The sequence below is a fragment of the Flectobacillus sp. BAB-3569 genome (assembly GCF_002270355.1).
GTDB lineage: Bacteria > Bacteroidota > Bacteroidia > Cytophagales > Spirosomataceae > Flectobacillus > Flectobacillus roseus.
Map to the genome: position 1 here is coordinate 28,656 of NZ_NJFZ01000003.1, position 22,329 is coordinate 50,984.

Sequence of the window (22,329 nt, forward strand, 5' to 3'; positions counted from 1 at the left end):
TATTAAAAAACATCTTAACACTCTTTGCCTTGTGCCTGTTGCCTAAACAAATAACTCAAATCTTATTCTGCACGATTACTTAATATGTTAAAATGTTGTACTTATAGTCCAAATTTCGCTGAAAATCGATTTGCTAAATCTTCAATCTTATCTTTTTGTGCGAGTTGTTCTATCCAATCACTCGGAATTTGCTCAAAACCATAATAAAAACCTGCTATTCCACCTGTTACACTTCCGATAGTATCGGTATCATCACCCAAATTTACACCTCTCAATACAGCCGATTTGAAATCATCAGTTGTCAAAAATGCCCAAAGCGAAGCCTCTAAAGTATGTAAAATATAGCCAGAAGAAAAGATTTCGCTTTCGTCAGTTTTAGAAATATCGTCAAATAGAAGTCTGCTATACAATTCTAATTCAGCGGGTTTTACCTGTACCGACAACAAGTAATCTCTTACTGTATTTTGCGTAAGGCCATATGCTTCATGTTTCTCTTTGCCTTTCATTAAGTTGAGCAAATACTCCGTAGCAAAAAAACAGCCTATCAAAGTACGTGTGTGCCCGTGCGTAATACCCGACACCATTTTGATGATGCTACAGCGCTCTTCAATAGATTTATTTTGGGTGTAATAAACAATAGGTAGTGTACGCATCAATGAGCCATTTCCATTCGAATACTCATCACATTCGCCCGAGTTGAGAGGAGAAACTCCTTTGAGCAAACGGTCGATAGCATTACGCGTGGCAATACCCACATCAAAAAATGCTCCATGTGCAGTCCAATAGCCATTATCGTACCAGTCACAAAACTTTTTAGCAAGACCATCTAAGTCAAAACCTTCCACTAGTTGTTCTGCTAAACAAAAAGATAAAGAGGTATCATCCGACCAAGTACCTGCAGGTTGGTGATGGGTTCCATAAGCACGCATATCCACTACTGGATGAGCTTTAAGATGCTTACGACTCATAAATTCGACAGGAACACCAAGGGAGTCGCCAATAGCAATACCAAAAAGTAGACCTTTGCTTTTCATAGAAATAAAATGAATAATAATGTAGTTTTGAGCCATCGGGTTTATGCCATCAGATATCTAATTGCACAAAGCCGATGAATCAACGCCAAAATTTATATTGTTAGCTTTGTCCCTGCGTTACCTTCGCTGACAGCGGCTAGGACTTCTTTTGCATGGCAGATAGTTACCTGTTTTACGCCTTCGCCTAGTGCTTTGAAAGCATTATCTAGTTTAGGAATCATTCCTTTATTGATAGCGCCAGAAGCCTTATATGCGGCATATGCCTCTGGTTGTAATTGTGGAATTACGGAATCATCATCGTCAGGATTCGAAAGTACGCCTTTTTTCTCAAAACAATATACCAAGTTTACCTCAAATTCTTGAGACATGGCCGTTGCTACAGCTTGTGCTTGTGTGTCGGCATTGGTATTGAGCATATTGCCATCGAGGTCATACGTCAAAGGGGCAAATACGGGTGTAAGTCCTTGTGCAATCATTCCTGCAATTTGACCAGCATCTACTCGTTCAATATCGCCTACAAAACCGTAATCTATTTCTTTTACAGGACGTTTTTTAGAAAGAATAACACCACCGTCAGCACCCGTCAAGCCGATGGCATTAGTACCAAACTTTTGAAGTTGTGCTACGAGGTTTTTGTTTACCAAACCACCATACACCATTGTTACCACGTTGAGCATAGATTGGTCGGTAATACGACGACCTTCCACCATTACTGTTTCGATCCCTAATTTTTCAGCAATTTGCGTAGCGATTTTACCACCGCCATGAACCAAAATTTTAGGACCAGCGATTTGAGCAAAATCAGACAAAAATTGACTACATAATGTTGGGTTGTCGATTACATTACCCCCAATTTTCACAACAGTGAGTTTCATAAAGATTATTTTGATTTGGTTAAACAGAAATGTTGCCTTCGCCTTTTGGCGAGATATCGCTATTAAACAACAAATGTACAGACCGTAAGACCTGTACATTCGAAAATATGATAGATTGATGGAGTAGTGGAAGAGTGGGCGAAAATGATTATCACTCATTCACTCAATCACCATTAGAATAAGTACGGGCTTTCTTCTCGAATAATACTCAGAAGCATTTGTTTGATAACAACCTGTGCTGACCATACACGATTACCTGCTTGTTGTACAACCACCGAATTAGGTGAATCTAATACGGCGTCTTCAACTACCACGTTACGACGAACTGGCAAGCAGTGCATAAATTTGGCATTGTTTGTCAAGTTCATTTTGTCCATAGTTACCATCCATGATGGGTCTTGGTTCAGAATTTGACCATATTGAGAATAAGATGACCAGTTTTTAGCATAAATAAAATCTGCATCTTTAAAAGCTTCTTCTTGATTGTAAGTTACTTTGGCATTACCCACAAATTCAGGAGCTAGTTCGTAGCCCTCAGGGTGAGTAATTACAAAATCTACATCAGCGGCGTTCATCCACTCAGCAAACGAGTTTGGTACTGCTTGAGGAAGCGCTTTTACATGAGGCGCCCATGTCAAAACCACTTTTGGACGAGGTTTTGTCTTTAGCTCTTCGATGGTAATCAAGTCTGCTAAAGATTGTAATGGGTGACGGGTAGCAGATTCTAAGCTCAAAATCGGACGACCAGTGTGTTTTACAAACTGATTCATCACGTTTTCAGAATAATCTTCTTCACGGTCAACCAAGCCAGGAAAACTACGAATACCAACAATATCACAATACTGACCTACTACGGGTGCAGCTTCTTTGATGTGCTCAGCTTTGTTGCCATTCATAATTGCACCATCTTCAAACTCCAACCCCCAGCTATCTTGTCCGACATTCATTACGATCAGTTCCAACCCTAAGTTTTGAGCGGCACGTTGTGTACTTAAGCGTGTTCGCAAACTTGAGTTAAAAAACAAGAGACCCATGGTCCTGTTTTTGCCCAAATGCTTATCAGCATAAGGTGTTTTTTTATATAAAAGGGCTTCTTTAACTAGAGCCTGAACATCAACAGCATCTTTAACTGAAAGGAAGTTTCTCATTTTTTAAATATCCGATAGCAGTTCGTTGCAAGTTTTAAATGGAACAATTGATTGAAAGATAATTCTTCGACATTACGATTGTCTTGAATTCAAGCTACAAAGTTATTCCTAAATATGAGAATCACGTTAGGATTTTTGTAAAACTCCTTGATTTTAATGGCTTATTGTCATTTTTAAAGGATTTTTTTGCAGAAATATGAAAAAGCAGTTGGAGGAGGGGCAAAAAATTTGGCGAACTCTACTAGAGCCCGCCAAGATTGTATCACTAACACACCAAAATATAGTTTTGCTTATTAGATTTTTGAAATACTATTTCACAAAACCTATTTCTACTATGAAAACTACTCATTTAACGTATGAAACTGAGAGAAGTCACAGTATATCTGAATATTTTTAGATTTTTTTGAAAAATATAAAAAGCATATTCTAGAATCCCTTGGATTTACTCAGACATACGAAAGATGGGTTGAATCAGATTGCTAAGTAAAAGATTTTTTTTTGAAAATTATTAGGAGGGCCTAGTGAAAAAACGCTATTAACGACTAGTTTGTGGTGTACAAAGGATTAAAACCATTTATTTAGGATATCGGATGTTGGATTTCGGAACTGTAATCTTTTGTGTTTTGTAAAAAACAAAGACGTTTTACTTTATTTCCGAAATCAGAAATCCCAAATCCGCAATAGTTGGAAATTCTTCATATGGTCCTAACGACTAATATTCAATTTCCAATGCCTTACTAAGATTGTTTCTATATGCTCTACTTCTTCGATTTCACCAAATTGCTGAAATCCATTTTTTTCGAGTACTTTTTCTGAGCTATTATTATCAACAGGCGTATCTGCTAGTATTTGACAAAGTGAGCCGTCTTGTTTAGCCCAATCAATGAGTCCACCAAGTGCCTCCGAGGCATATCCTTTATTACGATAAGGCATATCTATGAAATAACCCACCATGGTACAGCCATTGTCGTCGGGTAATCCCGAAAAGCCAATCCCACCTATCGAGCGATTTTCTTCTTCGAGAATAATTTCCCAATTGGAATACCAAGCAAAATCCCAAGGAAATATTTGTGCCATCGGAATCCAGAAATGCTCAAGAGCTTCGAGTGTTTCGGCTTCAAAAAAAGGTTCTATTTGCCATTTGGAAGGAACTAAGCCTAGGTGTTTTTCAAGAGCCTCTCTTCCTTGCCTATGCCAAATCAATAAATCATCGTGTTTTAAAGCTTGGAGTCGAAGTCTGGAGGTATGGATAATAGACATGGCGTTTTATGCTAAAGTGAAATACAAATTTAGCTATAATGTCTCAAGAGTTTCTGGTCAATATTCTTAAAGTGTTTAGTAATCGTCCAAATTATATCCCACCAATAATGAATTTAAGATTTCTTATCAAAGAGACAAAGCGTGATTTTTTTATAAGGAATACCCCTGTAACGAGGGACAAAAAAGGAAAAAAAGTATATTAAATTTGAAGATTCTGGGATAGTATAGCCTGAAAATAAACACCTTGCATAGGCAGAATAACAAGTCCTTTGATTAATGTTATTCACCGACGAATTATTTTATTTGGTCGAAAAGTGGCCATGTGTCCCATCTTTCAGTGCAACTTTTGTGTTGTAAATCTATCATTAGTTAACATTTGGACAGTAGTCCACTTATCTTTATTACGAACCACTGATACTTTTTGTTTTTATAAAAGAATAACTTATCAACAACTTTGTCATCTATTTGAACATAAAGTTCAGGGCTTTCTAAAACATCATCATGAAAAAAGTTTTATTGTTTTCAGTATTAAGTTTTATCGGGTTTAATACTATGGCGCAGTTCCCTGGCGCAGGCATGGGAATGGGAGGAGGACAGCGTCAGCAACCACAGCAGCAGGCTATTCCGGGTACAGCACAAGCTGCACCAAAAGGTTCTGCAAAGATTGTGGGTTTTGTGATTGACTCTGCTGCAACTAAAGCAGTCGAGTTTGCAAGTGTTGCTTTAATTAACAAAGCTACTAATAAACCTATCGACGGAACTGTTGCAGATGAAAAAGGTAAATTTACCTTAAACAAAATTGCCACAGGAGATTATGTGATTTCTGTAACGTTTTTGGGATATGTATCTAAGAGAATCCCAGTTAAAATTCAAAACAAAAACGATGAGATTGATTTAGGCGTAATTCGTTTGAGTCAGTCGAATCAGGTATTACAAGAAGTTACTGTGGAAGGTCAAAAGGCAGTAATTGAAGATAAAGTTGACCGTTTGGTGTATAACGCGGAGCGTGATGCTACCTCAAAAGGTGGTGATGCATCTGATGTATTGCGTAAAGTACCAATGCTTTCAGTTGACTTAGATGGTAATGTGTCGTTGCGTGGTAGCTCGAACGTGCGTGTATTGATCAACAATAAACCATCGACAATTGTAGCAACTAGTATTGCGGATGCCTTAAAGCAAATTCCTGCAGATATGATTAAGTCGGTAGAGGTAATTACTTCTCCGTCTGCAAAATATGATGCGGAAGGTTCTTCAGGTATTATCAATATCATTACGAAGAAAAACAATTTGCAAGGTTTAACCTTGAACATGGATTCGAGTGTAGGTATTCGTGGCGCCAACCTTTCATTGAACGGAAATTACCGTAAAGGTAATATGGGCTTCTCGTTAGGAGGCTTTGGTCGTTCAAACTATAACGTAAACGGTACCTTCGAAAACAGCCAACTTACGACTAACAACGGAAGACAAACCCTGAATACTCAGAGTGCAGATACTCGTAGCAATGGTTTGTTTGGTAGCTATCAATTGGGTTGGGATTGGGATATCAACAAGTATAATGCAATCACAGCATCGGTTCGTTATGGCGTACGTAATCAAAATGGCTATCAAGATGGTTTGTTGAGTCAAAGTTTTTCTGGTTCATCATTGATTTCGAAAACGCTTCGTGATGTAAACACAAAGGATTTGTCAGGAACGATTGATGCTAACATCGACTATACCCATACGTTCAAAAAGCCACAACAAGAATTTAGTTTGTTGACGCAATTTAGTCGTAACAACCGTACGAATGACTTTGTGAATAATTTGTTGAACTTGACAGATAATAGCGTTACAAGTCGTTTGAAAAACAACAACGACAGCTATAACCAAGAAGTAACAGTTCAGGCAGATTATCAAACACCAATTACTAAATCTCAATTGGTAGAAGTTGGTGCTAAAGGAATTTTCAGAACAGTAAACTCAGACTACCAGTATTTTACTGCTCAAGGTGCAACTGGTGCTTATGTGCCAACGACAACCTCATCTACTGCAGCCAACGTATTTAATTATACTCAAAATATTGCAGCGGCTTACTTATCGTATACTGCTACTTTATCAAAATTATATACTTTGAAAGTGGGTGGTCGTTATGAGCATACTGATATTTCTGCAAACTTTAAAAGTGGAGACCAAACTTTGTCAATTCCATCTTATGGAGTATTCGTGCCAAGTTTGAATATCTCTCGTAAATTGGGTAGTGTAAGTACCTTGAAATTAGGTTTCAACCGTCGTATTCAGCGTCCTTCAATTCAGTTCTTAAACCCGAACATCAATGCTTCAAACCCATTAAATATTTCATCGGGTAATCCTAATTTGAGTCCTGAATACACCAACAATTACGAGTTGACATTGAATACTTCTATCAAAGGTACATTCTTGACAGTTTCAACTTTTGTACGTAATACAACAGGAAGTATCGAAAGTGTTCGTGATGTTATTGGTGATACTATTCGTACATCATTTCAAAACATCGGTAAGCAGGACGCGTATGGTATGAATGCCTTTGCAAATGTTAGTCTTTCAAACAAACTAACTGTTGGTTTGGGTGGAGATGTGTATTATGCAAAATTGGCTAACAATGTACCAAACCCATTATATAACGCTTCAAACTCAGGTTGGGTAGCTAACTACCGTATTTTTGGTAGCTACAATTTGGGTAATAACTGGGGCTTACAGGCGTTTGGTTTTTATCGCTCAACTCAAGTGCAACTTCAAGGGTTCCAAGGAGGATTTGGTATCTATAGTTTGAGCGTGAAGAAAGATTTCAAAGATAAGAAAGGAAGTATTGGTTTTGGTGCAGAAAACTTCTTCACACCAAATGGCTTCAAAATTCGTAACGAAATCAACTCAGTTATCATTTCTCAAAATAGTACTAACACCTTACGTAACATGAACTTCAAGATTAACTTCAGTTATCGTATTGGTAAAATGACTTTTGATACACCAAAACGCAAGAAATCAGTTAGTAACGATGACTTGAAAAATGATGGTGGCGATAATAACGGCGGCGGTAATGGTGGCGGTCAGTCTCAAGGCGGTGGCGGTATGCCAAGCGGAGGCGGTGGTCGTCCAAGATAGTACGGTGATTATGTGGCTATTGTAAATTTGAAAATGTTTGATCAAATAAACTTGCGTAGCTATATAATTACAACAAATTGATGTTAGTAATGAATAAAATTCCCCAGTTGTTCGACTGGGGAATTTTTTTTAGTGCTGAGTTGGGAGTTTTGAGTGAGGAGTTGTCCTTTGTCCTTGCCTAAATAAAATTACTTTAATACTCCGTAGGCATTAGGCAAATTCTATTCATGCTTCTATGACGAACACTTTTATACTTTTGGGTAACTTCTGTACCTATTGTTGGAAATGGCTTAATTGCGTCGTTATAAGTTCTGTGGTAGTGATAGTTTCGTAATCATTATTGTGAAAGTTTTCAAGCAATTTCTGACTTTGTAAGTATTGCCTCTTTCCGAAATAAAGTAAAATACTTTTATTATTTACAAAATATAGAAGCCTACACTTCCGTAATCCACCATTCGATATTAGTACTGTACGAAGGATTTTATGATGTTCCGAAACATTCATTTCCTGAGCATTTTTGCAGTAGCGGCAACCCTTGCGGTTGCCCAACTCAACATGGCAACCGCAAGGGTTGCCGCTACTGCAATTTTATTTTAAAAACTAAACTTATTCCTTTGTACAGTACTCATCCGATATCCGAAATAAATGGCGTTTATAATCCTTATACACTCCTAATCCCAAATTCTGAATAACAAAAAATCCCCTACCCGCAAGAGCAAGTAGGGGAATATACAATCAGTCAAAATTGCAATATTAAAGAACGATTACATAATAGTAACGAGTGCCGTCCATATCCACACCTTCGATTTTTACACGACCTTTACGGTTTTGTAATAAATCAGCCGCTTCTTTGGCATCTTTTACAGCTTTGTCATCGATTTTTGAGATAATCAAACCGCTTTCAACACCTTGGTAACCCAAACGACCTTCTGGATTTACATCGGTTAATTTTACACCACCCGAAAGTTTCAATTTCGCTTTTTCAGCTTCTGAAAGGTTGGCGATTTTTGCACCAAGATATTCACTTGCAATAGCAGCACCAGCCGATTCACCTTTTACGATGTTGGTGTTGCCATCTTTGTTTTTCAATACCACATTGAAATCTTTTGTCGAACCATCACGGTTTACAGTAACTACTACGGTTTCTCCTGGACGTTTACGACCTACCAATTCCATTAGTTTTGAATTCGATTTGGTTTCAATACCGTCTACCTTGACGATCACGTCGTTTACTTTTAACCCTGCAGACTGTGCAGAGCTATTATTAGCAAACCCGCCAACTAATACGCCTTCGTTCACTTTTAGCCCTTTCTCCTCTGCAACCTTCGCTGAAACATCTTGGATACTCACGCCCAAGTAACCACGCTGTACATTACCATACTTAATCAAGTCAGCTGATACTTTTTTCACAATACTTACAGGTACTGCAAACGAATAACCTGCAAACTGACCTGTACGGCTGTAAATAGCAGTATTGATACCAATTAACTCACCTTTCAAGTTCACCAAAGCACCGCCTGAGTTTCCTGGGTTTACCGCTGCATCTGTTTGGATAAACGATTCAAGCGGGTTTACATCTTCTTTGTCACGGTCAATAATGTTTTGACGACCTTTTGCTGATACGATACCAGCCGTTACAGTTGACTCAAGATTAAAAGGGTTACCAACTGCCAATACCCATTCGCCAACTCTCAAGGCATCAGAATCACCGAAAGTTAAAAATGGCAAATTCGTAGCTTTTACTTGAATTACGGCCAAGTCGGTAGAAGGGTCAGTACTTACTACTTTAGCCTTCAATTCACGCTTATCTCCAAGGATTACAGTTACCTCATCGGCATCTTGTACCACGTGGTTGTTGGTCACAATATAACCGTCGGCACTGATAATAACACCCGAACCAGAAGCCTCTTGCGCTTCGGGCTGGCGGCGACGTCCTCCACCAAAATCTCCAAATCCGAAGAAGTCCTCGAATGGATCAACCATTTGACGGTTTACTTGACGAGTCATTTTAGTTTTGATATGTACAACGGCAGGCGTTGCTTTCTCTGCTGCAAATGTAAATTCTGTTAATGAACCCGCTGCTGCTCCACTGTTCGACACCATACGAGTAAAGGCAGATGGAGTATCTGAAAACACTGCGTCAGATGAAGACTTTTCGATGAATAACTTATAGGCTCCGAGCGTGGTCGCACTGCTCAAAGCACCAACGATGGCAAGGGTTTTTAAATTATTGTTCATTTCCATTTTTAAATAAAGAGTTTTTAATGTGAACCAGACTCGTACTTTATTTCCTAAACGGTCTAGTGGAATAGATTGTTTTGTTGAAATTTGTAGCTGTTGGCTCTTGTTTGTCACGCAAAAGTTTTTTTCAAAAAAACACTCGGCTTAAACTTTTGAGCTTCCTGCCAGTAAACAAACTGAGCGAGTTTTTTTGATTTCACTACGCTAATTTAACGTAAAATCAAGATTCAAGGTGCACACATTAATGGCATTTTAACATATTTTAAGAATTCTGTTACTTTCGCTATTTCGCCAGAGAAAAAAGAAGGGAATATCCATCCAACTGTTTCTCGAAATTGAAAAAAAGTTAGGGATATTCCACAAAATTGAGTTCAAAAAGAGACTATACTCTCAGTTTCTTTTAGGCTTTATATTTTACTCATTACAAAACTGCAATCTCTTTTACCGCTGGTTTTAATTCCTCTTTTTTCGGCAAACCTACATGAAGAATACCATCAGTATAAGTAGCTTCAATTTTCTCGCCATCTACATTTTTAGGTAAGGTAAATGTGCGTTGGAATTGGTTGTAATTAAACTCCTGACGAGTATATTTCTCAGTTTTCTCCTCCTGTTGTTGTTCTTGAACCGCCGATATTGTCAAGCGATTTTCGTGTAGACTCAATTTGAAGTTTTCTTTTTTCAAGCCAGGAGCTGCTACTTCAATTTCGAATCCTGTTTCTGATTCTTTTACATTAACCGCTGGAATAGATTGGTAATATGAATTGTGAAAATGAGCTTTAGGTAACATAGTATCGAATTGTTTAAAAAGGTTGTTAATGTCGTTGTTAAAAGTTGAATTTCTTTTTACTGCTGGGTTTAGTCTTACGAATGTCATGGCTTTAAATGTTTTATTTTGTTAATTGAAAAATCACTTTAAAAGAACTACCACGCTGTTGCGGTGGTATTAACTTTTTTACAAGTTCTATACCAACCGAAAAATTAATGACATTTTGGCACTTTTTCTTCTTTTTTGCTTAATATGCACAGACATAATGTCATGATTAGTGTTTTATTCCTTACATCTTGTCATATCTAGTTAATTTTGAGAGCTAAAAAAGTTTGATAAAAGTCCAACAGCATATTGCTTATTTAGCTAGTTTAGCTTGATTATTGCTAATTATATCTGCAAGGATGTAATGTTTATTGATGAAAAATTCTTACTAACACACAAAACTAAAATCTATGTATCGATTAAAATCTCTACTTACTGCCTGCTTTGTATGTATGGTTGTCCAATTTGGTGTTTTTGGGCAACAAAAAAAGAAAACTACCACAAGTAAAGTGTCCAAAACTGCCACAACACAAAGCAATACGTCAAGCACGCCAAACAACGTCAGCGTAAAGCAGTCGACAGGACCACAATCGAATTTGCAAGGATTCAAAGCCAATAAAATGTCTACCAGAAACGGACGTTTTGGTGTGCCAGAAGAAATCGCTCCAGACAGATTTGGATTAAGAGGTGGAATAGGGCAGGTAATTCTTTTGGAAGGAGAGCAAACAGATTTAATCCCAACTTTTGAAATCGGTGCTTTTGCTAACATTGGTTTTACACCAAGAAGCCGTTTTCAACCTGAGATTAATTACCAATCAAAGGCAACGAAAAAAAATGGTACAACCAGTCATGTCAATATGCTCAATATTCCCTTGCTATATCAATATCGCTTCGGGTATGATGCTAAGAGCTTTTTTATAGAAGTAGGCCCTTATGCCTCTTATCTGACAAGTACGAATTCATCTTCTGTCAATAATACGATTGATTTGAGCGGATTATCTTTTGGTGATAAAGTAGAAGTTGGCGCTATTGTAGGCGCAGGATACCGCTTCGACAAGCGATGGTTTGTAGATTTGAGAGCTAATTATGGCTTGAAAAAAATCAAAGATTTCAACAACTTTACGACCGTATCGCTTGGTGTAGGATATGGATTTTAAGTATTAGTTCTGAATTGTGAATTGAGAATGTAAGTATTTGATTATCAGTATATTAAGTTAGTTCGCAAAATAGAGTTTAATTTTTGTGTTTTAAGCTTTCAGGTATCGGCTTTCGGCGGTGGGCTTTGGAAAAAAGCATGTCTTTGGTTCTTAAAAACATGTTAGGACTCTTTGCCTAGTGCCTAGGCATATAACTTAAATCTTATTTTACACGATTACCTGAGAGAAGAATAAAATTTAGAGTGAGACTTATAATGATCAAGCTTCTCACTCTAAATTCCTACTTCATTTTATACGTCTACTTCTACCGTATTACGTAAAATATCCTCGAAACTCTCACGAACACGAATCAATTTTGCTTCACCATTAACGACCAAAACTTCCGCTGGACGAATACGAGAATTGTATTGTGACGACATCGAGAAACAATATGCACCTGCATTTTTCATTGCAATAATATCACCTTTATTCACTGTATTCATACGTCGTTCGCTTTGCTGACCTTCAGCAGACCAACTAAAAGTATCCGTTTCGCAGATATATCCTACCACGCGATAATCATCTTGCTGACTAGCATCTTGATTAGATGCGTTAAAAATATCGTGATAAGCTCCATACATCATTGGACGGCCCAAGTGATTTAAGCCTGAGTTTACGCATACAAAAGTCTTGATTGGGTCTTTTTTGACGGTATTTGCAGTAGTCAAGAATGTTCCAGCCTCACTGACCAAAAATTTGCCCGGTTCGAACCATAATTGTAATGGACGACCATATTCTTGGCAGAAATTTAAAAATGCCGAACTCAAAACTGCTCCTAATTCTGCCATATTTGTAGTAATATCGCCGTCTTTGTAAGCCACTTTGAAGCCACCACCTAAATCTATAATTTCTAAATCTTTGAAATCTTTGGCCATTTCCAAAATCGCTGAAGCTGCTTGCGTAAAAGCATCCGCATTTTTGACATCAGAACCCGTATGTTGATGTAAACCGATGATTTTCATATCATACTTTTTCACGATTTCTAAAATTTGCTCTTTCTGATGAATCGAAATACCAAATTTAGATTCTGGGTGAGCCGTCATGATTTTTTCGTTACCACCTCCAAATACGTGAGGTTTGATGCGAATCAAAGCTCCTTTTTTGTTGCCATACAATTGTCCAAAAGCTTCCAATACATCCAAATTGTCGAGATTGATACGAGCACCAATTTCAGCCGCCAATTCGATTTCATCAAACGAAACACCACTTGGCGTAAAGGTAATTTGTGGCCCCTCATACCCAGCTATCAAAGCCAAACGAAGCTCTTCTGGAGATACTACATCGATTTCGACCCCGTGCTTGCGCATTAGTTTTAGGATAGACAAATTGGTATTTGCTTTGCAAGCGTATTTTATCTTTATATTAACATCTTTGAATGAATCACGAAGAATGCCTATTTTTTCGATAATTTTGTTGGCGTCATATACATATAAAGGCGTACCAAATTTGTCGGCCAACTCGGTTAATTGAATCCCTTGGATGTCGTAATAATGCATTTTTTTGCTATTGTTAAATTCTATTTGTGCCTTTTTGATAAATTAACAAAACATATATGCCGTTGAGATAGAAATACAGAATACTATTTTGTCATTGTTTTCAATAAAAGTTAAATACAAAGATACCCCAATCTTATCACCAACTAAAAACATCCCTCATGAAAAAATTCTTATTATTCATTTTATTATTTCAAATAGTACAGTTTGTAGCTAATGCTCAGATTCAGAGTGGGCCAATGGTGGGCTATTCTGAAATGAAAGAAGTAATGCTTTGGGTGCAAACTCAAAAGCCTTCAAAAGTGAAATTTGTATACTGGGACAAGGAAAATCCCGCTATCAAATACAGTACCGCCGAAATCACTACCAATAAACATGATGGTAATGTGGCAAAATTAGTTTGCGACCAAGTAACAATGGGCAAGAAATACGATTATGAGGTTTGGGTAAATGGTAAAAAAGTTGCTCGCGATTATCCGCTTTCCTTCCAGTCGCAAGAGTTGTGGCAATATCGTAAAGACCCAGCCAATTTTAAGTTTGCTTTTGGTAGCTGTAATTACATCAACGAAGCTGAAACTGACCGCCCAGGTCGTGCCTATGGGGGGTATCCTGAAATTTTCACTTCAATTTATCAGAAACAACCTGATTTTATGATGTGGGGTGGCGACAACTTCTATTACCGTGAGCCAGACTGGAATACTCGTACAGGGATGATTCACCGTAATACTCATTCAAGAAGTATTCCTGAAATTCAACCATTGTTGGGAAGCGTTCACCACTATGCTATCTGGGACGACCACGATTATGGTCCAAACGATGCCGATCGCTCTTTCTGGAATAAAAGTATGTCTTTGGAAATGTTCAAACTTTTTTGGGCAAACCCTAACTATGTTTTTGAAAATGAAGCTACTACAGGCACTTTCCAATGGAATGACGTTCAGTTTTTTATGGTAGATAACCGTTGGTTCCGCACACCAAATGATAACCACACTGGCGACCGCGATTTTTTAGGCAAAAAACAAATCAATTGGTTGATTGATGCCCTAATTGGTAGTAAAGCGACTTTTAAATTCATTGTTTGTGGTGGACAAGTAATCAATCCAGCTAAGGTATTCGAAAATATGGCAACGTATGATGCCGAAAGAGCAGAGCTTCTCAAGAAAATTGCGGATGCTAAAGTGCCAGGCGTGTTCTTCTTGACAGGTGATCGCCACCATACTTGTTTGCAAAAATTAGAAAGAGCAGGAAATCTTTATCCTTTGTATGATTTAACTATTTCGCCATTGACGTCTGGCCCTTCAAAACCAGTTAAAGACGAAAATAATTCGCCAATTGTTGACGGTACATTATACACAGAACGTAACTTTGCAATCTGTGAAGTAGCAGGACCTTTGAAAGACAGAGTCTTGAAAATCACAGTGTATGATACCAAAGGAACACAAGTTTGGGTAAAAGATATTCACGCTAACGAACTGAAATAGTCATATTTTAGCTTGTAATATCTCTCAACCAAGGCAGTGGGGCACTAAGTGGTATCGATTTCTGTTATACCAAAAAGAGATAGAATTTTTGAAAATTCTATCCATCATTTAATTATCGAGAACCATGCAAGTAGAATTAGTTAGAGTAGATGATGCTTTTCACTTTGAGGCATCAGGAATGTCAGGAGTACCAGTACATATCGACGCAGCCGAAAATATTGGTGGTACCAACTCAGGCGCACGCCCAATGGAACTTTTATTGATGGGCTTGGGTGGCTGTACTGCTATTGACGTAATTTTGATTTTGAAAAAACAACGCCAACGTATCGACGACCTAAAAATCTCGGTATCGGGCGAACGTGTAAAAATCGAAGGAACAGAAATGACTCCATTCCGTAGTATCAATATCCATTTTGCTTTGAAAGGCAATATCACTGAGGCAAAAGCTCAAAAGGCTATTGAATTGTCTATGGAAAAATACTGCTCTGCAACAGCTCAATTGAGCCCTTCGGCTACTATTACGCATACTTGTAGCATCGATTTTGCAGAATAGATTTAACTTGTTTGCATTAGGCAACAGGCAAAGAGTTTTAACAACTAAAGATATGCTTTTGCCGAAAGCCAGATAGTTGAATCATTAACTTAGAAATACCATCGACAAAACCCTTGTTTGACTTTGGTCAAGCAAGGGTTTTGTGCTAATTTTGGGGTTATTTTGAGAAAAGATTTACAAGAAATTATTCTAGAGATATTGAATTAAAGCACTTCTGATAGTGGTTGACTTCAATATCAGCTATAAATATTCATCATCCCATGCAACAGTATCACGATTTACTCCAACATATTATGGACAACGGTGCGGTAAAAACAGACCGTACTGGTACAGGAACAAAAAGTGTATTTGGTTACCAAATGCGTTTTAACCTTCAAGAAGGTTTTCCAATGGTAACTACCAAAAAAGTACACCTAAAATCGATTATCCACGAATTGTTGTGGTTTATTCAGGGTGATACCAATACCAAATATCTAAAAGATCACGGTGTGAGCATTTGGGACGAATGGGCCAACGAAAACGGCGATTTAGGTCCTGTATATGGTAAGCAATGGAGAAGCTGGACAGCGCCAAATGGTAAAGTAATCGACCAATTGAAAGAGGTGATTGATACCTTGAAAAAAAGCCCAGATTCACGTCGTATCATTGTTAGTGCATGGAATGTAGGAGAATTATCAGAAATGGCATTGATGCCTTGCCATGCGCTATTTCAGTTTTATGTTGCAGATAACAAACTTTCATGCCAATTATACCAACGTAGTGCTGACGTATTTTTGGGTGTACCTTTCAATATTGCTTCGTATGCCTTGCTGACAATGATGGTAGCACAAGTATGTGATTTGGAACTCGGCGATTTTATTTGGACTGGTGGGGATACGCACATTTATTCAAACCATTACGAGCAAGTAGCTACACAACTTTCACGTGAGATTCGTCCATTACCAACCATGAAAATTAATCCAGAAGTAAAAGATATCTTCTCTTTCAAGTTTGAAGATTTTACGTTGGAAAACTATAACCCACACCCAGCGATTAAAGCTCCTGTAGCGGTTTAAGTAAAAATGATGAATTGTGAGTGGTGAATTGTGAGATAGTATCATTCAAGCATATAAAACAAAAAAAGCGGAAACCAATTTCTTGATTTCCGCTTTTAAAATATATTTTTCAACGCTATTTCGAGAACAATGCAACGTCTGCTTGCATCATGTCGTCTACAAGAGCATTCAAATCAAATTTTGGTTTCCAGTTCAATTTTGTTTGAGCTTTGGTTGGGTCACCAATCAACAATTCTACTTCTGTTGGACGGAAATAACGAGGGTCTACTGCTACAACCTCTGTACCAATTGCTACTTGATAAGCAGGGTTTGAACAAGATTTAACGATACCTTTTTCATCAACGCCTTCGCCTGTAAATTCTACTTCGATACCAACATAAGCAAATGCCATGCGTACAAACTCACGTACACGTGTTGTGATACCTGTCGCAATTACGTAATCTTCTGGTGTATCTTGCTGAAGAATCAACCACATAGCTTCTACGTAATCTTTAGCATGTCCCCAGTCACGTTGAGCGTCCAAGTTTCCAAGATATAATTTATCTTGTTGACCAAGAGCAATTTGAGCTACAGCACGAGTGATTTTACGAGTTACAAAAGTTTCGCCACGTAAAGGAGATTCGTGGTTAAACAAAATACCATTCACTGCAAACATATCGTAGGCTTCACGATAGTTTACCGTAATCCAGTAGCCGTATAATTTAGCAACAGCATAAGGCGAACGAGGATAGAATGGTGTATTTTCTGATTGTGGTACTTCCTGTACCAAGCCGTAAAGTTCAGATGTAGATGCTTGATAAATTTTAGTTTTCTTTGTCAAGCCTAATAAACGTACAGCCTCTAAAATACGTAAGGTACCAATACCATCTACCTGAGCTGTGTATTCTGGCTCGTCGAATGATACTTTTACGTGCGACATAGCCCCTAGGTTATAAATCTCGTCGGGCTGAACTTCCTGAATAATACGAATGATATTGGTAGAATCACTCAAATCGCCATAATGCAAAATAAATTTTACATCACCTTTGTGTAAATCTTCATACAAATGGTCGATTCTTTGCGTATTTATCAACGAACTACGGCGTTTGATACCATGAACTTCGTAACCTTTCGAGAGGAGCAACTCTGCCAAATAGGCTCCGTCTTGTCCTGTAATACCTGTAATTAGGGCTTTTTTCATTTATAAAATTAGAATACGTTATTTCAATTTTGCCATTTGCCGTTTAGGCATTTTGCAAAAATAATAAATCCATCCACCAATCTCAAAGTTTTTACTTACTGGTTAGTAGATGGTTAAAATTTATACGTAGTTAAAATCTGTTTGTCACCGTCTAAATAGTACTTTTCTAAGAAATGAAGTTGCTTGGACGTGTCGCAATATACTTCTTTCGTAAAACCTTATTTTACAAACATCCCTTTTTTGATTTCTACTTTATCTGGTAAAATTAAGGCGCTTGGGTACGTCTCTTTGATAGAGGCAAAGTATCTTTCAGCATCCATTCTGTTTAAAAAATCTCCTACTTTTACTTTGTAAACAGGCTGTTGAAATGTCAAATACGGAAAAATTTCTGGATAAGTCTGATAAGTATATACCTTGGCATCGTCGGCCGACTTACGGTCATTTCCTACATATATCTGGATTCGAAAGCCATTCGCAAACTTAATATTCTTGTTTTGCGAAGCAATCGTATCCAAAATAGGGTCTAAGCGCTTGTTGATATATAAGGGTACATCTCGATTGTCAAAAACAATCTTAGAGGCTTTGGCCGAATTTACCACCTGACTTGCGTCATCTTGATCCTTGAATTTGGGACGGAAGCTAGACAAATCTTGCTGGAAAACATGATGTTCATTGCGACTGGCTTCTCCACTTTTGGTTTTACTACTCGCAATACCCGTTTGGGTCGAGGCGGTTGGACTTTGTGAAGCACAAGCTGAAGTCAGCAACAGTATGCCATAAAAACCTATTATTCCGATGTGTTTTTTCATATAATTTGCTCAGGATTATAATGACTTAATTTTTGCGAGAGGTTATCGATATCGACTAAGATTGAAATAAAGAGTCTGAATAGCAAGAGATAACTCACACGGAAGTCTTGTCAAAGATACAATTTTATTAAAATAATTGAAAAGCACTTTACTCATTGTAACTTTGCTTCACATTTATTTTAAATTTTCATTCGTTCCAACAACAACCTAATGAATATTCAAGAAAATATTTCTTTAAAAGCCTTTAATACTTTCGGGCTTGATGCTACGGCTCAATACTTTACTGAAGTCAAAACAGTTGAAGCATTGGTAGAAGTTTTATCACTCGAAACTTTCAAAAATACCCCAAAATTGTTTCTGGGTGGCGGGAGTAATATTTTATTGACGAAAGATTTTGAGGGCTTAGTGATTAAAATCGATATTCAAGGAATAGCAGAGGTCGATGAAAATGAAAATCATGTGTATTTGAAAGCAGGAGCGGGGGTAGTCTGGCACGAGTTTGTGATGTATTGTATTGCCAATGACTGGGCGGGCGTAGAAAACCTTTCGCTCATTCCTGGTACGGTAGGCGCTGCACCAATGCAAAATATTGGGGCTTATGGAATTGAAATCAAAGATGTTTTCGAAAAACTCGAAGCACTCAATTTGAAAACGCTTGAAATAGAGGTTTTTACTCTAGAACAATGCTATTTTGGTTACAGAGAAAGTATTTTCAAGAACTCTCACAAAGACCAATATGTTATTCTTAATGTAACGTTTAAACTTAGTAAAACACCCAACTTTCATATCGAATATGGCGCTATTAAAGATACATTGAAAGAAATGGGTATCGAACAACTTAGCATCAAAGCCATTAGCGATGCGGTGATTCATATTCGTCAGAGCAAATTGCCTAATCCTGCTGAAATAGGTAATTCGGGCAGTTTTTTCAAAAATCCAGAAATACCCAAAGCACAGTTTGATACATTGAAAGGAAAATTTCCACATATCGTGTCATTCCCAAGTGTAAATCCAGAGCTAATTAAAGTACCCGCAGGCTGGCTTATTGAGCAAGCTGGTTGGAAGGGTTACCGAGATGGACAAATTGGAGTGCACGCCAAACAAGCCCTAGTATTAGTCAATTATGGTGGAGGCAATGGCAATGCGATTAAAGAATTAGCCTATAAAATTCAGGATTCGGTCAACGAAAAATTCGGTATATCACTGCATCCTGAGGTGAATTTTATATAAATTGTAGGTATATATAAACTGACAATATTCCATGAAAATAGAATTTAAGAATGTGGGATTGTTAAATCAAGCAGAAATAGATTTGTCTAAAGATTTAATAATTTTAGCTGGTCCAAATAATACAGGAAAAACATATGCGGCATATTCTGTTTATGGACTATACAAATTTAATCGAGAGGACAGATTCAATCTACTGTCTAATCCAGAAATTCCTGAGAGTAAAGAATGGATAAGCATATTAAAGGAAAAAGGACAATTCTCATTTAATATAATTAAATTATTCGAAAGTAGAAGGAGAAATATTGAAGAGCGAAATTGTAAAAATCTAGAAGCACAACTTGGAAATATATTTGATACAGATGATATATTTTTTCCAAAAGTTCCATTTCGCTATTGATTGATGAAATAGCTACGTCAAATAATTTGCGTAATCTTGCAGTTAATAATAATTTAACTTTTGGAAAAAATAGTATCAAGGTCTCGAAAGATAAAAACTCGGAAGATCTCAATATATTTTTTATTGAAAAAAATGAATTTGATAAGGATTCAGATAAGCACACCCTTTTTTCATTAGAAAGCTTTATGACTAACATATTGGAAGGTATGGTATTACAAATTATTTCTAATACCATCTTCGATAATGTTTTTATTGCTCCTGCGGAGAGATCTGCAATTAATATTTTTAGCCGACAATTATCAATTAAACGCAACCTTATAGTTGATAGGCTTCTAGAATATAAAGATAAACGAAAATCTGAAGATATTCTCAACAAAGCACAACGTTACCCTCTTCCTATAAGAGATAGTCTTGAAATAGCAGAGGATGTATTCGAATTGCAAAAGAATAAAAGTGAATATGCTTTTTTAGCAGATAAAATTGAAGAAGAGTTATTAAAAGGTAAAATAAAGATATCAAAAGAGGGATCTGTTCAATTTAATCCTTCTAAATCAAAGATTAAAAATCTTGAGATTCATTTGACAGCTTCAATAGTGAAGTCACTGTCTAACTTGGTTTTTTACTTTCGTCATTTAGCGAAAAAAGGAGATTTTATCATTATTGATGAACCAGAATTAAACCTACATCCTGATAACCAAAGAAAAATTGCAAGACTAATCGGCGAATTTATAAATTATGAGTTCAAAGTAATGATTAGTACTCATAGCGATTATATTATTCGAGAAATCAATAATTTAATAATGCTAAAATCAGGTGGAGAAAAAGCTGCAAATTTAATTGCTAAATACGCCTACAATCAAGACCAACTTGTTGATTACAAAAGAGTGGGGGCTTATCTTTTCAAAGATAACAGAAACTACAATGTAGAAGTATCAGAAACAGGTTTTGAAGTAAATACGATTGACGAAGAAATTAATAATTTGAATAATGCATCAGAAGAAATCTTTTTTACCCTTTTTGATTAACCATGATTCTACAACGTATTGAAGAAATTATATTCTCTGGATATAAAGAAAACGTATCTGGAGATATATTTGAGCTAAGAGAAGATAACAAAAAAGCAAAATGTGCTAGAGCTAAAATCCAAAAGACGGGAGATGTTTTAGTCTACAAATTTGATAAATTTCCCAAAAAAGATAGAAAGGAAATAAAAGATAAATTTCCATTCTTAAATGATATATCTGGGGTGAAAAGCATGGCAGATTTTCTTCTTTTTTACATAAGAAAAGATAGGCTATTTGTCATCATTTGCAACTTGAAATCAGGGAACAGAGGCAATAGTGCAGACCAAGTTGAAGCAGGGAAAATATTTGCTAATTTTATTGTCAGTACTGCCCAACGGATGTTTCAAGAGGATTTTAAAGAGATTAAACCTGAGTTTATTCCAATACTGTACTCATCAGTTCCTTTGTTTAAGGTCCCGACCAATCCTAGAAAAATTCCTCAAAATAAAATACGTAATTATATCTCAAATGATTCTCAAACAGACACTTGCGATTTAGATGCAATTTGTCACTAATAACTGTTATGAATATTCCCAAATTAAAAAACTTAGATAAAAATAATTTCTTCTTAATGGCAGGAAGTTGTGCCATCGAGAATCGTGATTTGGCTTTTGAAATTGCTGAAAAAATAAAAGGTATTACTGACCAATTTGGGATTCCTTTTATTTTTAAAGGTTCATACCGTAAGGCAAACCGTACTAAACTAAACTCTTTTACAGGAATTGGTGATATCGCTGCTTTGGAAATCTTGAAAGAAGTGGGCGAGTTTTATGACCTTCCAACTGTTACTGATATCCACGAGTCCGACGAAGCGGCTATGGCAGCTCCGTATGTGGATGTATTACAAATTCCAGCATTTTTGTGCCGTCAGACAGACCTTTTGGCTGCTGCTGCCAAGACAGGTAAAGCTGTAAATATTAAAAAAGGGCAATTTATGTCGGGTCCTTCTATGGGTTTTGCTGTAGAGAAAGTATTGCACGAAAATCCAAATGCACAAGTGTTTTTGACAGATCGTGGTAACTCTTTTGGCTATGGTGACTTGGTGGTTGACTACCGCAATATTCCTGAAATGCAAGCTCATGGTGTTCCTGTAGTAATGGATTGTACGCACTCATTACAACAACCAAACCAAGGAACTGGCGTAACGGGTGGTAAGCCTCAATTGATTGAGACTATCGCCAAAGCGGCTATTGCAGTGGGAGCAGATGGTTTGTTTATCGAAACACACCCAAATCCAGCTATCGCTAAATCTGATGGAGCCAATATGTTGCCATTAGACAAGTTGGAGGCCTTATTAGAAAAATTAGTACGTGTGAGACAAGCTATTGTTTAGACATGAGCGATTATGTTAAAATTTGTATTCTCAAAGTAGAGACGCAATGATT

Annotated in this window: 19 protein-coding genes; 10 read left to right on the forward strand and 9 right to left on the reverse strand. The window is 37.1% G+C overall.

From position 1 onward, the window contains the following. Positions 1 to 101: 101 nt before the first annotated feature. The 4 genes from BWI92_RS00940 to BWI92_RS00955 form a co-directional block, all read right to left on the reverse strand. Positions 102 to 1,070, reverse strand: coding sequence for an ADP-ribosylglycohydrolase family protein (locus tag BWI92_RS00940; RefSeq protein ID WP_217903374.1), 969 nt, complete (start codon positions 1,068 to 1,070; stop codon positions 102 to 104). Positions 1,071 to 1,126: 56 nt separating this feature from the next. Next, positions 1,127 to 1,909, reverse strand: a complete 783-nt coding sequence (gene argB / locus BWI92_RS00945; protein ID WP_095160256.1) for an acetylglutamate kinase — start codon at positions 1,907 to 1,909, stop codon at positions 1,127 to 1,129. 173 nt (positions 1,910 to 2,082) lie between these two features. Continuing rightward, the gene (locus tag BWI92_RS00950; protein ID WP_095160257.1) at positions 2,083 to 3,057 is read right to left on the reverse strand and encodes an N-acetylornithine carbamoyltransferase; all 975 of its coding nucleotides are present in this window, start codon (positions 3,055 to 3,057) and stop codon (positions 2,083 to 2,085) included. 705 nt (positions 3,058 to 3,762) lie between these two features. Continuing rightward, positions 3,763 to 4,317 (reverse strand): GNAT family N-acetyltransferase, encoded by a 555-nt coding sequence (locus BWI92_RS00955; protein ID WP_095160258.1) that lies wholly within the window; start codon positions 4,315 to 4,317, stop codon positions 3,763 to 3,765. A 501-nt stretch (positions 4,318 to 4,818) separates the two neighbouring features. Here BWI92_RS00955 and BWI92_RS00960 point away from each other — a divergent pair. Beyond that, positions 4,819 to 7,434 carry an outer membrane beta-barrel family protein gene (locus tag BWI92_RS00960; RefSeq protein ID WP_095160259.1) on the forward strand — a complete coding sequence of 872 codons (2,616 nt, stop codon included), beginning with the start codon at positions 4,819 to 4,821 and terminating at the stop codon, positions 7,432 to 7,434. 753 nt (positions 7,435 to 8,187) lie between these two features. On the opposite strand, the gene BWI92_RS00970 is transcribed toward BWI92_RS00960, so the two are convergent. Beyond that, positions 8,188 to 9,672, reverse strand: coding sequence for a Do family serine endopeptidase (locus tag BWI92_RS00970; RefSeq protein WP_095160605.1), 1,485 nt, complete (start codon positions 9,670 to 9,672; stop codon positions 8,188 to 8,190). A gap of 424 nt (positions 9,673 to 10,096) precedes the next feature. Next, entirely contained in the window at positions 10,097 to 10,549 is a 453-nt protein-coding gene (locus tag BWI92_RS00975) for an Hsp20/alpha crystallin family protein (protein WP_374761197.1), read from the reverse strand. A gap of 347 nt (positions 10,550 to 10,896) precedes the next feature. On the opposite strand from BWI92_RS00975, the gene BWI92_RS00980 reads away from it, so the two are divergent. Continuing rightward, entirely contained in the window at positions 10,897 to 11,643 is a 747-nt protein-coding gene (locus tag BWI92_RS00980; RefSeq protein ID WP_095160261.1) for a porin family protein, read from the forward strand. Between the two features lie 290 nt (positions 11,644 to 11,933). On the opposite strand, the gene lysA is transcribed toward BWI92_RS00980, so the two are convergent. After that, positions 11,934 to 13,178, reverse strand: a complete 1,245-nt coding sequence (gene lysA / locus BWI92_RS00985) for a diaminopimelate decarboxylase (protein ID WP_095160262.1) — start codon at positions 13,176 to 13,178, stop codon at positions 11,934 to 11,936. 158 nt (positions 13,179 to 13,336) lie between these two features. Between lysA and BWI92_RS00990 the strand changes: the two genes are divergently transcribed. From BWI92_RS00990 to BWI92_RS01000, 3 genes are all read left to right on the forward strand, one after another. Continuing rightward, entirely contained in the window at positions 13,337 to 14,656 is a 1,320-nt protein-coding gene (locus BWI92_RS00990) for an alkaline phosphatase (protein ID WP_095160263.1), read from the forward strand. Between the two features lie 124 nt (positions 14,657 to 14,780). Beyond that, the gene (locus BWI92_RS00995; protein WP_095160264.1) at positions 14,781 to 15,209 is read left to right on the forward strand and encodes an OsmC family protein; all 429 of its coding nucleotides are present in this window, start codon (positions 14,781 to 14,783) and stop codon (positions 15,207 to 15,209) included. Positions 15,210 to 15,469: 260 nt separating this feature from the next. After that, complete coding sequence (locus BWI92_RS01000) at positions 15,470 to 16,264, forward strand: thymidylate synthase (RefSeq protein WP_095160265.1); 795 nt, start codon at positions 15,470 to 15,472, stop codon at positions 16,262 to 16,264. A gap of 115 nt (positions 16,265 to 16,379) precedes the next feature. Here the strand turns inward: BWI92_RS01000 and gmd are convergent, their stop codons facing one another. Both gmd and BWI92_RS01010 read right to left on the reverse strand, forming a co-directional pair. Next, complete coding sequence (gmd, locus tag BWI92_RS01005; protein WP_095160266.1) at positions 16,380 to 17,444, reverse strand: GDP-mannose 4,6-dehydratase; 1,065 nt, start codon at positions 17,442 to 17,444, stop codon at positions 16,380 to 16,382. A 218-nt stretch (positions 17,445 to 17,662) separates the two neighbouring features. Beyond that, positions 17,663 to 18,253: an SPOR domain-containing protein gene (locus BWI92_RS01010; protein WP_095160267.1), complete on the reverse strand. Its 591-nt coding sequence runs from the start codon at positions 18,251 to 18,253 to the stop codon at positions 17,663 to 17,665. A gap of 210 nt (positions 18,254 to 18,463) precedes the next feature. Between BWI92_RS01010 and murB the strand changes: the two genes are divergently transcribed. Genes murB through kdsA form a run of 5 tightly spaced genes read left to right on the forward strand, consistent with a single transcriptional unit; the run spans position 18,464 to position 22,277 of the window. Next, a complete protein-coding gene (gene murB, locus BWI92_RS01015; protein ID WP_095160268.1) occupies positions 18,464 to 19,483 on the forward strand; it encodes a UDP-N-acetylmuramate dehydrogenase in 1,020 nt (339 codons plus the stop codon). 31 nt (positions 19,484 to 19,514) lie between these two features. After that, complete coding sequence (locus BWI92_RS28450) at positions 19,515 to 19,880, forward strand: AAA family ATPase (protein ID WP_095160269.1); 366 nt, start codon at positions 19,515 to 19,517, stop codon at positions 19,878 to 19,880. Beyond that, a complete protein-coding gene (locus BWI92_RS01025) occupies positions 19,877 to 20,905 on the forward strand; it encodes an AAA family ATPase (RefSeq protein WP_176464329.1) in 1,029 nt (342 codons plus the stop codon). The genes BWI92_RS28450 and BWI92_RS01025 overlap by 4 nt, the downstream gene beginning before the upstream one ends. A 2-nt stretch (positions 20,906 to 20,907) precedes the next feature. After that, positions 20,908 to 21,459 carry a hypothetical protein gene (locus tag BWI92_RS01030; RefSeq protein WP_095160271.1) on the forward strand — a complete coding sequence of 184 codons (552 nt, stop codon included), beginning with the start codon at positions 20,908 to 20,910 and terminating at the stop codon, positions 21,457 to 21,459. Between the two features lie 8 nt (positions 21,460 to 21,467). Continuing rightward, complete coding sequence (gene kdsA / locus BWI92_RS01035) at positions 21,468 to 22,277, forward strand: 3-deoxy-8-phosphooctulonate synthase (RefSeq protein WP_095160272.1); 810 nt, start codon at positions 21,468 to 21,470, stop codon at positions 22,275 to 22,277. The last annotated feature ends 52 nt before the right edge of the window (positions 22,278 to 22,329 follow it).

Excerpts from the sequence above, each read along its gene's own strand:
- BWI92_RS01000 (WP_095160265.1), top strand. The coding sequence starts at position 15,470 with ATGCAACAGTATCACGATTTACTCCAACATATTATGGACAACGGTGCG.
- gmd (WP_095160266.1), bottom strand. The coding sequence starts at position 17,444 with ATGAAAAAAGCCCTAATTACAGGTATTACAGGACAAGACGGAGCCTAT.
- BWI92_RS00970 (WP_095160605.1), bottom strand. The coding sequence starts at position 9,672 with ATGAACAATAATTTAAAAACCCTTGCCATCGTTGGTGCTTTGAGCAGT.
- BWI92_RS00960 (WP_095160259.1), top strand. The coding sequence starts at position 4,819 with ATGAAAAAAGTTTTATTGTTTTCAGTATTAAGTTTTATCGGGTTTAAT.
- BWI92_RS00975 (WP_374761197.1), bottom strand. The coding sequence starts at position 10,549 with ATGACATTCGTAAGACTAAACCCAGCAGTAAAAAGAAATTCAACTTTT.
- BWI92_RS00955 (WP_095160258.1), bottom strand. The coding sequence starts at position 4,317 with ATGTCTATTATCCATACCTCCAGACTTCGACTCCAAGCTTTAAAACAC.
- argB (WP_095160256.1), bottom strand. The coding sequence starts at position 1,909 with ATGAAACTCACTGTTGTGAAAATTGGGGGTAATGTAATCGACAACCCA.
- BWI92_RS01030 (WP_095160271.1), top strand. The coding sequence starts at position 20,908 with ATGATTCTACAACGTATTGAAGAAATTATATTCTCTGGATATAAAGAA.
- BWI92_RS00980 (WP_095160261.1), top strand. The coding sequence starts at position 10,897 with ATGTATCGATTAAAATCTCTACTTACTGCCTGCTTTGTATGTATGGTT.
- BWI92_RS28450 (WP_095160269.1), top strand. The coding sequence starts at position 19,515 with ATGAAAATAGAATTTAAGAATGTGGGATTGTTAAATCAAGCAGAAATA.
- BWI92_RS00995 (WP_095160264.1), top strand. The coding sequence starts at position 14,781 with ATGCAAGTAGAATTAGTTAGAGTAGATGATGCTTTTCACTTTGAGGCA.
- BWI92_RS01010 (WP_095160267.1), bottom strand. The coding sequence starts at position 18,253 with ATGAAAAAACACATCGGAATAATAGGTTTTTATGGCATACTGTTGCTG.
- lysA (WP_095160262.1), bottom strand. The coding sequence starts at position 13,178 with ATGCATTATTACGACATCCAAGGGATTCAATTAACCGAGTTGGCCGAC.
- BWI92_RS00990 (WP_095160263.1), top strand. The coding sequence starts at position 13,337 with ATGAAAAAATTCTTATTATTCATTTTATTATTTCAAATAGTACAGTTT.
- BWI92_RS00940 (WP_217903374.1), bottom strand. The coding sequence starts at position 1,070 with ATGGCTCAAAACTACATTATTATTCATTTTATTTCTATGAAAAGCAAA.
- murB (WP_095160268.1), top strand. The coding sequence starts at position 18,464 with ATGAATATTCAAGAAAATATTTCTTTAAAAGCCTTTAATACTTTCGGG.
- kdsA (WP_095160272.1), top strand. The coding sequence starts at position 21,468 with ATGAATATTCCCAAATTAAAAAACTTAGATAAAAATAATTTCTTCTTA.
- BWI92_RS00950 (WP_095160257.1), bottom strand. The coding sequence starts at position 3,057 with ATGAGAAACTTCCTTTCAGTTAAAGATGCTGTTGATGTTCAGGCTCTA.